Annotated in this window: 12 protein-coding genes; 7 read left to right on the forward strand and 5 right to left on the reverse strand. The window is 65.0% G+C overall.

The genetic code is table 11. From position 1 onward, the window contains the following. Nucleotides 1-39 precede the first annotated feature (39 nt). Entirely contained in the window at nucleotides 40-681 is a 642-nt protein-coding gene (locus OKW30_RS30840) for a hypothetical protein (RefSeq protein ID WP_429348472.1), read from the reverse strand. A 232-nt stretch (nucleotides 682-913) separates the two neighbouring features. Between OKW30_RS30840 and OKW30_RS30845 the strand changes: the two genes are divergently transcribed. From OKW30_RS30845 to OKW30_RS30855, 3 genes are all read left to right on the forward strand, one after another. Further along, a complete protein-coding gene (locus OKW30_RS30845; RefSeq protein ID WP_429348473.1) occupies nucleotides 914-1585 on the forward strand; it encodes a heavy metal response regulator transcription factor in 672 nt (223 codons plus the stop codon). Further along, on the forward strand, nucleotides 1582-2982 hold the full coding sequence (locus tag OKW30_RS30850; RefSeq protein WP_429348474.1) for a heavy metal sensor histidine kinase: 1401 nt from the start codon (nucleotides 1582-1584) through the stop codon (nucleotides 2980-2982). Before OKW30_RS30845 ends, OKW30_RS30850 begins: the two co-directional genes overlap by 4 nt. A gap of 102 nt (nucleotides 2983-3084) precedes the next feature. Then, nucleotides 3085-3387, forward strand: a complete 303-nt coding sequence (locus tag OKW30_RS30855) for a putative quinol monooxygenase (RefSeq protein ID WP_429348475.1) — start codon at nucleotides 3085-3087, stop codon at nucleotides 3385-3387. A 53-nt stretch (nucleotides 3388-3440) separates the two neighbouring features. Here the strand turns inward: OKW30_RS30855 and OKW30_RS30860 are convergent, their stop codons facing one another. Further along, entirely contained in the window at nucleotides 3441-4919 is a 1479-nt protein-coding gene (locus tag OKW30_RS30860) for a diguanylate cyclase domain-containing protein (protein WP_429348476.1), read from the reverse strand. Between the two features lie 123 nt (nucleotides 4920-5042). Continuing rightward, the gene (locus OKW30_RS30865; RefSeq protein ID WP_018420864.1) at nucleotides 5043-5801 is read right to left on the reverse strand and encodes a GntR family transcriptional regulator; all 759 of its coding nucleotides are present in this window, start codon (nucleotides 5799-5801) and stop codon (nucleotides 5043-5045) included. A gap of 269 nt (nucleotides 5802-6070) precedes the next feature. Here OKW30_RS30865 and OKW30_RS30870 point away from each other — a divergent pair, with 269 nt between their 5' ends. The 4 genes from OKW30_RS30870 to OKW30_RS30885 all read left to right on the forward strand — a co-directional run bounded on the left by OKW30_RS30870 (nucleotide 6071) and on the right by OKW30_RS30885 (nucleotide 11653). Further along, nucleotides 6071-6412: a UxaA family hydrolase gene (locus tag OKW30_RS30870; protein WP_187610244.1), complete on the forward strand. Its 342-nt coding sequence runs from the start codon at nucleotides 6071-6073 to the stop codon at nucleotides 6410-6412. Nucleotides 6413-6936: 524 nt separating this feature from the next. After that, nucleotides 6937-9888 carry a molybdopterin-dependent oxidoreductase gene (locus OKW30_RS30875; protein WP_429348477.1) on the forward strand — a complete coding sequence of 984 codons (2952 nt, stop codon included), beginning with the start codon at nucleotides 6937-6939 and terminating at the stop codon, nucleotides 9886-9888. 21 nt (nucleotides 9889-9909) lie between these two features. Next, the gene (locus OKW30_RS30880) at nucleotides 9910-10680 is read left to right on the forward strand and encodes a 4Fe-4S dicluster domain-containing protein (RefSeq protein WP_429348478.1); all 771 of its coding nucleotides are present in this window, start codon (nucleotides 9910-9912) and stop codon (nucleotides 10678-10680) included. A gap of 19 nt (nucleotides 10681-10699) precedes the next feature. Next, nucleotides 10700-11653, forward strand: coding sequence for a dimethyl sulfoxide reductase anchor subunit family protein (locus OKW30_RS30885; RefSeq protein WP_429348479.1), 954 nt, complete (start codon nucleotides 10700-10702; stop codon nucleotides 11651-11653). Nucleotides 11654-11710: 57 nt separating this feature from the next. Here OKW30_RS30885 and OKW30_RS30890 read toward each other — a convergent pair whose 3' ends face one another. Together OKW30_RS30890 and OKW30_RS30895 are read right to left on the reverse strand one after the other, a co-directional pair. Then, nucleotides 11711-14296 carry an adenosylcobalamin-dependent ribonucleoside-diphosphate reductase gene (locus OKW30_RS30890; protein ID WP_429348480.1) on the reverse strand — a complete coding sequence of 862 codons (2586 nt, stop codon included), beginning with the start codon at nucleotides 14294-14296 and terminating at the stop codon, nucleotides 11711-11713. A 283-nt stretch (nucleotides 14297-14579) separates the two neighbouring features. Further along, nucleotides 14580-14867: a DUF3331 domain-containing protein gene (locus OKW30_RS30895; RefSeq protein ID WP_013091570.1), complete on the reverse strand. Its 288-nt coding sequence runs from the start codon at nucleotides 14865-14867 to the stop codon at nucleotides 14580-14582. Nucleotides 14868-15032: the final 165 nt, after the last annotated feature.

Consider the following 15032-nt stretch of genomic DNA (forward strand, 5'->3'; position numbering starts at 1 on the left):
TTCAAAGACGAGAGGGATGAAGACGAATGACGCGCCGCTTTACATCGGCGGCGTCACGCCATGCTCGCCGGCCGAAATGAAATTCGCCGCCATCGCGCCGTCCGCTTCCTTGTGCGCGAACAGCACGACCTTCGTGCCGGGCGTGAGCAACGCGCGGTTGCCCGGCTCCAGACTGACGATGGGCACGTCCTGCGGAATCACGATCTTCTTCTCGCCATCCTTGTACTTGATGGTAATCGTGCGGCCGTTGCTGACCACGAGCGAGCCGACCGTGCCGTTCGTCATCGTGCTGTTCGCGCCGAGATCCCACGGCCGATGACCTTCGCCCGAACCGCGCATGCTCGGCGGGAATACATGCACTTCGAGCGCCTTCAACGTGCCGTCGGGCTGCGGAATCGCGGCGGTGCCGACGTAGCTGTCCGGCTTGATGTCGCTGACGTTGGCGAGCGTGACGCCGCGAATCGGCGTGTCGGCGGCGAGCTTCACGTCGACGTCCTGACCATCGCGCGTGTGGACTTTGAGCAGATCGCCCGACAGCGACGTCACCGTGCCGCGCACGCCGGTCGGCGGGGCGGTCTGGGCCGAAGCCGCGAACGTCGTCGCGAGCAGCACGGCGGCGAGTGCGGGGACGGCGAGGGCGCGCAGCGTTCGTGCGCGGGCGATCTTCATGCGGGTCTTCATGAGGCAACTCCAGGAAGGGATGCAGCGTGGTGGACGGTGCGTTCAGACTAGCCGTCGCATCGGCTCATCAGAGTGACGGAAGGATGACAAAAACGTCATCAAGGGGCGATGGCGGCCACGTAGAATGGCCGCCGGGAGCGCTGCCGTTGTTCTCGAGCGCTGTCATCAGGCTTTTTTGCGCGTGCGAGCGCGGCCTTTACGGTCGCATCGCGCGAGAGGAGCAGCGAGCATCATGAGCATTCTGGTCATCGAAGACGATCCGAAAACCGGCGACTATCTGAAGAAGGGCCTGCGCGAGAATGGCTACGCGGTCGACCTCGCGCGCACCGGCACGGACGGCCTGCATCGGGCGCTCGAGCATGAATACGAACTGGTCGTTCTCGACGTGATGCTGCCCGGCATCGACGGTTGGGAAATCATGCGGGCGTTGCGTGCGCGGCGCGATCTGCGGGTGATTTTCCTGACCGCGCGCGATCAGGTCAGCGACCGCATTCGCGGTCTCGAACTCGGCGCCGACGACTATCTCATCAAACCGTTTTCGTTTAGCGAGCTGGTGCTGCGCGTTCGCACGCTGTTGCGCCGTGGCGTAATCCGCGAGAGCGACGTGTTCGAAGTCGCCGACCTCAAGCTCGACGTATTGCGCCGCCGGGTCACGCGCGAGGGCGTCGACATTGCGCTGACCAACAAGGAGTTCATGCTGCTGCATCTGCTGGTGCGCCGCGAGGGCGAAGCGCTGTCACGCTCGCAGATCGCATCGGAAGTGTGGGACATGAACTTCGATAGCGACACCAACGTGGTCGACGTGGCGATCAAGCGCTTGCGCGCAAAGGTCGATCACCCGTTCGAGCGGAAGCTGATTCACACGGTGCGCAGCATCGGCTACACGTTCGGCGACGGCGCATGAAACTCTGGACCGAACGCTCGCTGATCGCGCGCACCACGTTGCTGTTCGCGTTGATCGCCTGCGCGGTGATCGGCTCGCTCGGCGCGTATTTCTATCATTCCGCCGAAGTCTCGCTGCAACGCCGCGCCGACGTCGTGCTGAGCGGCCGTGTCGAGCATTTCAGCCGCATCGTGCACGACCTTTATTCGGTCAGCGAATTAAAAAAGCGCCCGCTGCTGTTCGAGACGATGCTCGGCGCGGAAGAGGACGTGCTGATCTTCCGGCGGCCGGGCGAAGCGCCGTTCGTCGACGTGAATCCGGGCAGGCTCGCGGTGCCTGATCTACCGGTCGGCCCGGCGGGCAATCCGCCGCGTGCCGCCGACATGCGTCAGACGCGCCTGCCCGACGGCGTGCCGGTGCATTGGGCGATTGCGACCGCGACAGCGCGCGAGGATGGCGCCGAAGTCGAGGTGATCGCAGGCCATCCGATGACGAACGAAATGCGCATGCTGGCCGAATACCGCAACCGCATCGTGCTGGCGACGCTGAGCGGCATGCTGGCCGCGACGCTGCTCGCTTACGGCGTGCTGCGCCGCGCGCTGCGACCGGTTCGCGAGATCGCCACGCGGGCCGCGCAAATCAGTCCGACGAACCTGGCGGTCCGGCTCGACGACGAAGCGGCGCCGGTGGAACTGCGTCAACTCACACACGCGTTCAACGCGATGCTCGATCGTCTCGCCGACGGCTATCAACGCCTGCAGCAATTTTCCGCCGATCTCGCGCACGAGATTCGCACGCCGGTCGGCGCGCTGGTCGGGCAAACCCAGGTGGCGCTCGCCCAGCCGCGCGAAGCCGACGAATATCAGCAACTGCTCGAATCGAATCTCGAGGAGTTGAATCGCCTGAGCCATATCGCGGAGAACATCCTGTTTCTCGCGCATGCGGATCATGCAGCCTTGTCGATCGAGCGGCAGCCGGTCGATCTGCATGGCGAGCTCATCAGGATCGCCGACTATTTCGAAGGCCTCGCCGACGAACGCGGGATGCGTTTCGAAGTCGACGCGGCGGGCGTCGCGTCTGCCAATCCGATGCTGTGCCGCCGGGCCATCAACAATCTGGTCGTCAACGCGGTGCGTTACGGCGCGGGCGACACGATCGTGCGCCTGCGCGGCGCGCAGGACGAAGCAGGCGCGCTGGTGACGGTCGAAAACGAGGGCGAGCCGATTCCCGCCGTGCAACTCGACCGGCTGTTCGACCGCTTCTATCGCGGCGACGCGGCGCGCAGCGCGTTCACCGAATCGAACGGACTCGGGCTCGCGATCGTGAAGGCGATCATGCATCTGCATGGCGGCGGCGCGCGTGTGGTGTGTCCGCGACCGGGCGTCGTGCGTTTCGAGCTGCGCTTTCCGGGTGCGTGACATGGCCCGCGAGTTAAGTCCGACGCCGCTTCAGCTGCCGCCTATACTTTTCAAAGCGCTTTGAAAGGACCGTTCGCTGCCGAACTCACCAGGAGTCGCATCATGGTCAAGCTCGCTTTGTATGTCCGTCTGGAAGCCAAGCCCGGCAAGGAGAAGGAGGTCGAGGCGTTTCTGCTCGGCGGCCTGCCGCTCGTCGAGCAGGAACCGGCCACCGCCGCATGGTTCGGTCTGAAGCTCGGTCCGTCGACGTACGCCATTTTCGACGCGTTCGACGACGAAGCCGGCCGCGACGCGCATCTGAACGGCAAGGTCGCGGCCGCGTTGATGGAGAAGGCGGGCGAGTTGTTCGCGTCGCCACCGAACATCGTCAAGCTGGATGTGCTCGCGGCCAAGCTGCCGGGCTGAGGTTGAGCGTTGCGTTGGCGTGGTGAACGCCTGACGCCTGACGCCGGCGAGCGTTACTTCGCCGCCGCGTCCGCCCCCGGCTGCGCCTCGTAGTGCGCGCGCTTTTCCTCGTACATCAGCAGGTCGGCGCGCTGCACGCCCGCTTCCAGCCGATCGCCGCGCTGGCAGGTCGCCGCGCCCATCGAGAAGCTCAGCGGCGAGCCCGGATAGAACTGGTTGTTCATCTCGACGAGCTGGCGGATCGCGTCGATCATCGCCGCGCCGCCGCGCTCGTCGGTATCGGGCATCAGGATCGCGAACTCGTCGCCGCCGATGCGGGCCGCGTGGAACGGCGACTCCATCGCCTTCGCGAGCACTTCGCCGGCACGCCGCAGCAGCGCGTCGCCGGCCGCGTGACCGAGCTGATCGTTCACGCGCTTCAGGCCGTTCAGGTCGGCCATGATGATCGTCACGGGCCACGGTCCCTTGCGTTCGAGCCGGTTCAGCTCGTCGACGTAGAACGAGCGGTTGCGCAGCTTGGTCAGCACGTCGTGCTTGCCGAGGAATTCGAGGTAGGCCTCGGCCTTCTTGCGCGCGGTGATGTCGGTCAGCGCGACGAGTACGAGGTCCCAGTCCTGTTCGTGGCCTGGCAGCACCGAGAATTGCAGGTGTACGTGCACCTCGTTGCCGTCGAGTGAATAGTTGAGCACCTCGCGCTGCTGGAACAGCTTGTTGTCCCATAGCTCGATCAACTGCTCGCGGAAATGCGGACGCATGTCGTCGCGGAACACGTCGGCGAGGCGCGCGAGCAGCGTTTTCTTGTCCTTCGCGCCGAACATCCCGAGCGTGTGATGGTTGACGTCGAGCACGTGGATTTCAGCCATGCAGCGTTCGACGAACTCAGGATGGACGTCGGTAAACACGCGGAAATCGTTGATGCCGGCCGCGCGCGCGCCGTCGAGCAGGCATTTGACGGCGCTGAAATCCTCGACCCACAGCGATACCGGCGAATGCTCGAAGAGCCCGCGCGCGTATTCTTCCGCTTGCGCGACGCGGCGCCGCGCGCCTTCGAGCTCGGTGATGTCTTCGGTCGACACCAGCACGCGGTCCCAGCGTTCCTCGTGACCGGGCAGCACCGCGCCTTTCAGCAGTACGTCGAGGCGCCGTCCACCGAGCGTGTAGTTGACCGTGTGGCTCGTGAAGTTCGACTGTCCGGCCCACAGCTGACACAGCTCTTCGAGGTGCGTTTTCAGCATGTCGTCGCGGAACACCGAAGCGAGATTGCTCGTCAGCGTGTCGAAATCGGCGGCCTCGAATTGCGTGAGCGTCTGGCGATTGACCTTGATCACGCGGATGCGATGAGCGCATTCGACGACGCGGCGCGGGTCTTCGGCGAAATGGGCGCGCAGATCGGTCACGCCGGCGGCTCGCCACGCGTCGAACAATGCGCGCACGCCGCTGAAATCTTCGAGCCACAGCGACACGGGCGCGAGTTCGAACATCCCGGAGTCGTCGCTGATGGGCGCGGAGCCGCTCGTGAGGGTATCCAGCATGAGGTTCTCGGGGGCGGAAGTGCGGCTATTTTAGACAGCTTGGCGCCGGCCGAAAATGAAAGACGATTGGCCTGTCGTTTTTGCGCAGATGTGATGTGAAGCGCAGGCGGCGACCGAGGTCCGCTATTTCTGATCGTCGCGCGCCGCGCGCGTGCCGATGTACTCGTACTCCTCGGTATTGAGCCGCGAAATGCGCAGTTCGACCGCCCTGCGGTGATACGAGTACGCGATGCGCCGGATCTCGAGCAGCGGCGCGCCGACTTCGACGCCTAGTTGTGTGCTTTCGAGCTCATTGGCGAGCGCAACGCTCACATGCTCATCGGTCTCGACCACGTTGATGCCGAAGCCGTCCTGATAGAAGTTGTACAGCGTGTTCGGCCGGTTGCGCAGCTTGCTTTCCGTCAAGCCGGGAAACAGCGCTTCGGGCACGGTGATATGTTCGATCAGCACGGTCTTGCCGTGCAGCGCGAGCCCGTTGACGAACTGCAGAACGCGCGCGCCGGTGTCGATGCCGAGCGCGGCGGCCGCCTCGCGCGAGGCACGCGCCTTCCTGAACCCGATCAGCGTGACGACCGGGTAGGCCTTGTCGCCGTCGCGCCGCACGATGCGAAAGAAGCGGAAGAAGTGCCGGTCGCGCTGATGCATCGCCACGAACGTGCCGAGCCCCTGATGACGGATCAGAATGTTCTCGGCGCACAGTTCGTCGATGGCTTTGCGCAGCGTGCCGATCGACACGCCGAAGCGTTCGGCGAGGCGCTTTTCCGAAGGAATGCATTCGCCGCCTTTCCATTCGCCGGCCGCGAGCGCCGCGAGAATCGCGCTCTTGACCTCCTTGTACCGTGTGCCTCCCACTGCGGGCGCATTGATCGCGAGCGTGCTCATGAAAACCTCTGGGATACGCGAGTCGTGCCGCTCGCCGGGGTTGAACCTGCCCTGATTCTAAACGACCAGATCATCTAATCCACCTGGATGAATCGTATGTTGTCGGTGAATCGCGACAACGGCCCGGTTCTCGCTCAGTCGTCTTACACATATAGATGACCTAGTTGACATTGGGTAAGCCGCCGCCTAATATCGATTCACCGCGGCGCACCTGGCTGCGCTGCCCCAACGGCACCCTCATCGCATTCAAACTACGAATGGAGACGCTCGTGAGCAATCCCACGGCAGACATCAACGACACCGCAGCGGGCGCGTCGGCGCCGCGCAGAACGATCCACATCGTGCTGCACGAGGCGAAAGACACGGTCGGCGTGGCGGTGGTCGAGGGCATCAAGGCGGGCACGCTGCTCAACGCATGGATCATGGACGACGACGAAATCGTCACCGTGCCGGCGAAGCAGGACATTCCGATCGGTCACAAGATCGCGCTGAAGGACATGGCCGTTGGCGACACGGTGTTCAAGTACGGCGTCGACATCGGCAAGGTGGTCGCGCCGATCAAGGCCGGCGAGCACGCCCACGTGCACAACATCAAGACGAAGCGCTGGTAGGCAGAGCAGCGCCGCGCTCGACGGCATGATGCCGCCGTTCGGCGGCGCGAAAGGCGCGATGCTGGCGCTCGGGTCGAGCTGCTGGCCGCCGCGCTGAGCGGCGCGAACTTCGGCTGCGAAGCGGGCTCGTTCCTGACCGAGGAGGGCGAGCGCTCGCGCATCGGCCACCTGTTCTGAGATGATGCTGATGGATGACGACGTGCGCCTGCCCGGTTATCGCCGGGAGCAGCTTGCGCAGGCGGCATACGAGGAGGGCGTCGAAATTCCGGATGCGCTGATCGCGCAACTGGAGGGCCGCGCTTAAACGAGCGTCCCAGCGCACCCGACCGATCTCACCCGACTGGACACGCCGTCGAAAAAAGCGCATAGCTGAAAGCGAAACCGAAACTATCGGTGCGTCAGATAGTTTTGCTCGCAAATCGCGATTTCCCTTGTGAGGCAAGCGCGAATACGATGGTCGATATCGTATGAGCAGCGCGTATGACGCGCGCTTCGGCCCACCAGAAGCAACGACGGAGATGGCCATGGAGCACCACGCCCGCACGCAGAACGAACGGCTCGATGTCAAGACCACCACCTGCTACATGTGCGCGTGCCGCTGCGGCATCCGCGTGCATCTGCGCGACGGCGAGGTGCGCTATATCGACGGCAATCCGGAGCATCCGCTCAATCAGGGCGTCATCTGCGCGAAGGGTGCCTCCGGCATCATGAAGCAGTACTCGCCCGCGCGCCTTACGCAGCCTTTGATGCGCAAGGCCGGCGCGCAGCGCGGCAGCGCGCAGTTCGAGCCGGTCTCGTGGGACACCGCGTTCGACGTGCTCGAAAAGCGTCTCGCCGCGATTCGCTCGAGCGATCCGAAGAAGTTCGCGCTGTTCACGGGCCGCGACCAGATGCAGGCGCTGACCGGCCTGTTCGCCAAACAGTTCGGTACGCCGAACTATGCGGCGCACGGCGGCTTTTGCTCGTCGAACATGGCGGCCGGCATGATCTATACGATCGGCGGTTCGTTCTGGGAATTCGGCGGACCGGATCTCGACAGCGCGAAGCTGTTCTTCATGATCGGCACCGCGGAAGATCATCATTCGAATCCGCTGAAGATCGCGATTGCGAAGTTCAAGCGCGCGGGTGGCCGCTTCATCGCGATCAATCCGATCCGCACCGGCTATGCGGCGATCGCGGACGAATGGGTGCCGATCAAGCCCGGCACCGACGGCGCGCTGTTCATGGCGTTCCTGCACGAACTGATCGCCGCCGACGCGTGGGATCACGAGTTCGTGCAGCGCTATACGAACGCGGCGGAGCTGATCGATCTCGACGAAGCGAGCGAAAACTTCGGTTTGTTCGTGCGCGATCCCGAACGGGCCGAAGGCAATCCGCTGTTTCCGCAGAATCATCTGTGGTGGGACCCGGCCACCCAGCGCGCGGTGCCGCATCATGCGAGCGGCGTGAGGCCCGCGCTCGACGGCCGTTACACGCTCGACAACGGCAAGCCGGTAACGCCGTCGTTTGCATTGCTGCGCGAGCGCGTCGCCGAGTGCACGCCCGAATGGGCGGCGGCGATCACCGGCATCGCGGCCGAGACGATCCGGCGGCTCGCCGGCGAGATGATCGAGACGGGCCGCCGGCACCGCATCACGCTGCCGATCCGCTGGACCGACGCGTGGGGCGAAACGCACGAGACGGTCACGGGCAACCCGGTCGCTTTTCATGCGATGCGCGGGCTCGCCGCGCATTCGAACGGCTTTCAGTCGATCCGCGCGCTTGCCGTGCTGATGTCGCTGCTGGGCACGATCGACCGGCCCGGCGGCTTTCGTCACAAGTCGCCGTTCCCGCGCGCGGTGCCGCCATCGGCGAAACCACCGAACGACCCCGCCGCGGTGAAGCCCAATACACCGCTTGCGACGGGTCCGCTAGGCTGGCCCGCCGCACCCGAGGATCTGTTCATCGACGAACACGGCGGCCCGGTGCGCATCGACCGGGCATTCTCGTGGGAATATCCGCTCGCGGTGCACGGCGTCATGCACAGCGTGATCACCAACGCGTGGCGCGGCGATCCGTATCCCATCGACACGCTGATGATTTTCATGGCCAACATGGCGTGGAATTCGTCGATGAACACGATGAAGGTGCGCGAGATGCTCGTCGACAAACACGCCAACGGCGACTACAAGATTCCGTTTCTCGTCGTGTGCGACGCGTTCCAGTCGGAGATGACCGCGTTCGCCGATCTGATCCTGCCGGACACGACTTACCTCGAACGTTACGACGCGATGTCGATGCTCGACCGGCCGATCTCCGAGTTCGACGGCCCCGTCGATTCGGTGCGTGTACCGGTCGTGCCGCCGACCGGCGAAGGCAAGCCGTTCCAGGAAGTGCTGATCGAACTGGCGTCGCGCCTGAGGTTTCCGGCGTTCACCAATGCGGATGGCGGGCGGCGCTTTCGCGACTATCCGGACTTCATCGTCAATCACACCACGTCGCCCGGTTCCGGGGTCGGCTTTCTGATCGGCTGGCGCGGCAAGGATGGCGACAAGGCGCTCGTCGGCGAGCCGAATCCGAATCAATGGGAGCAGTACGCGAAGAACAACTGCGTATTCCATTACCGCTTGCCCGAGACCTTGCAGTACATGCGCAACTGCAACGGACCGTATCTCGACTGGGCGGTCAAAAACGGTTTCCGCAAATTCAGCGAACCGATTCTGATCCAGCTTTACTCGGACGTGATGCAGAAGTTCAGGCTCGCCGCGCAAGGACGCACGAGCGGCCGGCAGCCGCCCGACCATCTGCGCGCGCGCGTCGACAGGTACTTCGATCCGCTGCCGTTCTGGTACGCGCCGCTCGAAAGCGCGGCGACGGATCTCGCGCGATTCCCGCTCGCCGCGGTCACCCAGCGGCCGATGGCGATGTATCACTCGTGGGATTCGCAGAACGCGTGGCTGCGGCAGATTCATGGGGAAAATTACCTTTATGTGAATCCGAAAACGGCGAGCGCGAACGGCATCGCCGACGGCAGCTGGATCTACGTCGAATCGCAATGGGGCCGCGTGCGCTGTATGGCGCGCTACAGCGAGACCGTCGAACCGGGCACCGTATGGACGTGGAACGCGATCGGCAAAGCGGCGGGCGCATGGAATCTCGGTCCGGACGCGAACGAATCGCAGCGCGGCTTCCTGCTCAATCACCTGATCACCGACGAGCTGCCGGGCTGCGACGAGGCACCCGCGCGCATGTCGAACTCCGATCCGGTGACGGGCCAGGCCGCCTGGTACGACGTGCGCGTGCGCATCTATCCGGCCGAAGCCGACGCGCGGCACACGCTGCCGCAGTTCGAGGCGATGCCCGAATTACCCGGCGCGGTTGCACAGAAGAGTGTGGTGTCGCGCATCGTCCAGACCTATTTTGCGGGACGCGGAGAATTCGCGGCTCGCCTGCGCGGGACGTTGCGCCGCGCCGAAACTAACGGCGACGACCGCTAAAGCCACGGCAAGGAGCTTGCAATGACCCAGATGGCGCTGGTGATCGATCTGAACGTATGCGTGGGATGCCAGGCGTGCGTGACGAGCTGCAAGGAGTGGAACACGTCAGGCGAATCGGGCAGCCTCGCCGATTTCAATCCTTACGACGCGGACCCGTCCGGCACGTTCTTCAACCGCGTGCAGAGTTTCGAAGCGGGCAGCTTCCCCGACACGGAGATGATCCATTTCCCGAAGTCGTGCCTGCATTGCGAGGACCCGCCGTGTGTGCCGGTGTGTCCCACGGGCGCGAGCTACAAGCGCAAGGAAGACGGTCTCGTGCTGGTCGATTTCGATCGCTGCATCGGCTGCAAGTATTGCGCGTGGGCGTGCCCGTACGGCGCGCGCGAACTCGACGAAGCGCGCAAGGAGATGACCAAGTGCACGCTGTGCGTCGATCGCATTCATGACGAGCATCTGTCCGAGCGCGATCGCAAGCCGGCCTGCGTGCTCGCATGTCCGACATCCGCGCGGCTGTTCGGCGATATCCACGATCCGAAGTCGGTAGTGTCGCAAGCGATCCGCGAGCGCGGCGGCTATCAGTTGATGCCGGAGTGGGGCACGCGTCCCGCGAATCACTATTTGCCGCGCGTGCCGATCGCGTCCGCGAGTTGCGGCGGCGACGGGTGCTCGTGCAAATCGTCAGGAACGACCACCGGCGATGCCATGCACACGTCGGGCTCGCCCGACTCGCAGCTCGAGGGGCAGCTCGCGCATGGCGAAGTGCATCTCGCGTCGATCGCGAAGCGCATTTGAACGACAACGAGGCCATACGATGAATCCGGCTTTTTCCGTAGTCTTCCTGACCACGCTGAGCGGCGCGGCGCAGGGGCTGTTGATCGCGCTCGTCGGTGTCGAGAGTGCGGCGTGCCTGGGCGTCGTTGCGCAACCCGCCGCCACCGCGTTCTACGTGAGCGGCGCGGCGTTCGCGGTGCTGCTGGGCGGTCTTGGTCTGATCGCGTCGTTCTTCCATCTGGGCCATCCGGAACGCGCGTGGCGCGCGATCGCGATGTGGCGCACCTCGTGGCTGTCGCGCGAATGCCTGTGCCTGCCGGCGTTTCTGGCGTGCGCGTGCCTGTATGGCGTCGCGCACTGGCTCGGCTCGCCGTGGTCGCTCGCGCTCGGCTGGCTCGGTGTGCTCGCCAGCGCCGCGCTGTTCGTCTGCACCGCGATGATCTATGCGTGCCTGCGCTTTCTGCAGGAGTGGGCGACGCCGCTGACGCTGGTGAACTTCGTGCTGCTCGGCTGCGCATCGGGCTTGACGCTCGCGACCGCACTGAGCGCATGGTTCGCGCCCGCGCTGACGGCGGGACTGGCGGTCTGCGCGTGCCTGCTGACGCTCGCCGGTTGCGCGAGCCGCTACGCGTCGCTCATGCGCAATGCGCGCTTGCGGCCGAAATCGACGGTGCAGAGCGCCACGGGCATCCGCAATCCGAAGCTCGTGCAGGTGTCACGAGGCTTCACCGCCGGTGCGTTCAATTTGCGCGAGTTCTTTCACGGCAAATCGGCGCGGACGTTGCGTGGCGTCAAATGGGGCTTTCTCGTGGGTGCGTTCGTCGTGCCGGTCGTGTTGATCGTGCTGGGCGCGGGGCTGCGTTCACCTGGCGGGTCGTTCGGCTTGCTGGCCGCGGCTTGTCTCGTGCAGTATGCGGGGCTCGTGGCGGAGCGCTGGTTTTTCTTCGCGGAGGCGAAGCATCCGCAGAATCTTTACTACGCGAGGGTGGGGTGAGGCATAGCCTTCAATGAGCGCGTTCGGCCTCCGTGCCAGCGCGCTCCTCGCCTCACACTACCCGCACGCCCCCACCTCCCCACACGCGGTACAAAAATCGCAGCCGTCCTTGCGAATCACCGCATTCGCGCCGCACGAAGCGCATTTGCGTCCGAGCATCGTGTGCAGTCCTTGCGTGCCGTTCGGCTGCAGCAAGGTGTCGGCGCTATCCGCTGGATTCGGACGGATGCCGAAATCGGCGGACAGCGCCATGTCGGTTTTCATGTGCCCGCGCGGCAAACGCGCGAGCATCCGCGACGCGACCTGATTGCCCTCGGCGTCGAGAAAGCCGCGTCGATACAGGATTTGCTGGATCGCGAACGCGAGCGCCGCCACTTCGGAATCGTGCCAGCGCGGCGCGCGATGACCGTCGAGACGCTGCACGTCGCCGAGCCGCACCTGTCCGCGATCCCATGACACCTTGCGCATATCCTGCAGATTGCGCGCAACGAAGCCGCCGCGCGCGGCCAGCGACAGTGAACGCATCGTCGCGGTGATCCACTGCTGCGACTCGTCGCGCTGACCGGTCGGAATGAAGAACTCGATCGGCCGCTCGATCGTCACGTCCTCGCCGCCGAGCCGCCCCGTCACCTCGATGAAGGACGCCGCGACATACAGCGACTTCTTGCCCGCCTGGGTCAGATACTCGACCTTCTCGATGATCGCCGGCAACTCGCCTCTGGGCCGATGATCGATCGCGATACGCAGCGGGTCCTGGTCCATCTCGGCGAGCGTGTCGTCGGCCTGCGCGGGCGTCACGCTCAGCACCGCGCCGAGCGTGTCGTTGGGGCGATAGGTGGCAAGGCCCTTCAGCCCGCTTTTCCATGCATCGAAGTAGAGGCTTTCGAACGCGTCGAACGGATAGTCGGCTGGCACGTTGACGGTCTTCGAGATCGACGTGTCGACGTATGGCTGGACGGCCGCCATCATGTCGAGATGGTCGCGCGCCGACATCTGCAGCGCGCTGACGAAATAGTCGGGTAGCCGGCTCACGTCGCCGCCGAGCTCGCGATAGAGCCGGTACGCGTAGTCCTCGACGTCGAACGATTCGCGGCCGCCGTCGGCCATCACTTTCACGCGCGTATAAGTCCACGAGAACGCCGGCTCGATGCCATTCGACGCGTTGTCGGCGAACGCGAGGCTCACGGTGCCGGTCGGCGCGATCGACAGCAGGTGGCTGTTGCGAATGCCGTCGCGGCGGATCGCCTGCTGAATGTCATCGGGCAGGCGCGACGCGAACGTGCCGGCTTCCAGATAGCGCGCGGCGTCGAACAGCTCGAACGCGCCGCGCTCCTTAGCGAGTTCGACCGATGCGCGATACGCCTCGTCACGCATCAGCCGCGCGATGCGCACCGCGAAATCGCGGCCTTCCTGCGAGTTGTAGCGCAGGCCCATCATCACGAGCGTATCGCCGAGGCCGGTGAAGCCGACGCCGATGCGCCGCTTCGCGCGCGATTCGTCGTATTGCTGCGGCAGCGGCCACAGCGTGACGTCGAGCACGTCGTCGAGAAAACGCACCTGCGTGCGGGTGCGCCGCGCGAGGCCGTCCCAGTCGAACGACGGCTGGCGGCCTTGCAACTGCGCAAACGGATCGACGACGAAGCGCGTCAGATTGAGCGGCCCCAGGTTGCAGCAGCCGTAGGCGGGCAGCGGCTGCTCGCCGCACGGATTGGTCGCGCGGATCGTTTCGACGGCGCGCAGATTGTTGTCCTCGTTCATCCGCGAGATGAACACGATGCCGGGCTCGGCGACGTCGTACGTCGAGCGCATGATGCGGTCCCAGATCGCGCGCGCCGGGTGTTCGCTGTAGACCCACAGGCCGTCTTCGCGCTGCCGCACGTCGCCGGCCGCGCGCAGCGCCGGCGACGGCTCGGCGCGATGGACCAGTTGCCACGCCTCGTCGTTTTCGACCGCGCGCATGAACTCGTCGGTGACGCTGACCGACACGTTGAAGTTGTTCCAGCGTCCCTTCGAATGCTTGGCCTCGATGAATTCGAGCAGGTCAGGGTGGTTGCAGTCGAGCACCGCCATCTGCGCGCCGCGCCGCGAGCCCGCGCTTTCGACGGTACGGCACGACGCGTCGAACACGTCCATGTAGCTGCACGGACCCGAGGCGGCCGAACTCGTGGTGTGAACGCGCGCGCCCTTCGGCCGGATCGCGGAGAAGTTATAGCCGACGCCGCCGCCGCGCCGCATCGTTTCGGCCGCCTGCAGCAGGGCCACGTAGATGCCGGGCAAGCCCTGTTCATCGACGCCCTGGATCGAATCGCCAACCGGCTGCACGAAACAGTTGATCAGCGTCGCGGCGATGCCGCTGCCCGCCGCGCTCATGATGCGGCCCGCGCCGAGCGCGCCGTGGCGCATGTTGTCGACGAACTGTTCCTCGACCGACGCGCGCAACTCGGGCGGCTCGGCCTCGGCGACGCCGCGCGCGACGCGGCGATATACATCGTCGGCCGATTGCTCGTCGCCTTTCGCATACTTTTCGAGCAGCACGTCGAGAGAGAACTGCTGCGGCGGGATCAGCAAAGCGGGAGGAGCGGAGGAGGCGGGAGGCGTGGAAGCGGCGTTGGCCGCGCGGGTTTGCGGCGTGTCTTCTGCCATGATCGGCCCTCAAACGGCGTCGCGGCGGGCGCGGCGCGGTGGTGGAAGGCGCGCGGCCGGCACCGGATAGCGAGCCGGCGGTCGGGCGGGCGCAACGAGTCCACCTTAACGCACGAGGCGCGGGGCGGCAACCGGCAGCGGGGCCGGCGCGGCGCCGCATCTTGCGATGCCGCGGCCGCCGGGCACGCGCTCGCTAAGGGCACGTGGGCAGTAGGGAGATCGCCCCCGGAACAACGAATTGAAACCCGCGCTTAGTTCGCGGGACTCGGGAACGTTCCGTGCGTCAGGCCGCTTCAAGCAGTGGTTCGAGGATTTCCGCGCAGATCATCGCGGACGCATTCGACGGCGCCGGGCGCTCGGCCGGCTTGAACACAGGGTCACCGCGACGGATCTTGCGGCGCGACACCGCGCAGGTGCCGGAAGAATGCGCCGAGCGACGGCGCCAGCGCTGCTCACCGTAGTGGCAGCGGCCCGGCTCGACCCAGCGGATCACCAGCGTCGTGTCGGAGCTCTCGAGAATTTCGATGCGTACGCCATTGCTACCGTCGAGGGGGATGGACTCCAGGGTCATCATCGGCTCCGTATTGTGGAGTGCCGAATTTAGTCCCACGCGCGCCGGATAGCTATTGTGTCACCGTTGAAACACCGTTCCGGAATTAGCAATAATCAGACTTGACATTAGCGATTCGCCGAAATGACAGGCGTTGCAAGCATTTTTTATGTGATTTTTTAATAA

The sequence above is a fragment of the Paraburkholderia sp. Clong3 genome (assembly GCF_050436485.1).
Taxonomy (GTDB): domain Bacteria; phylum Pseudomonadota; class Gammaproteobacteria; order Burkholderiales; family Burkholderiaceae; genus Paraburkholderia; species Paraburkholderia tuberum.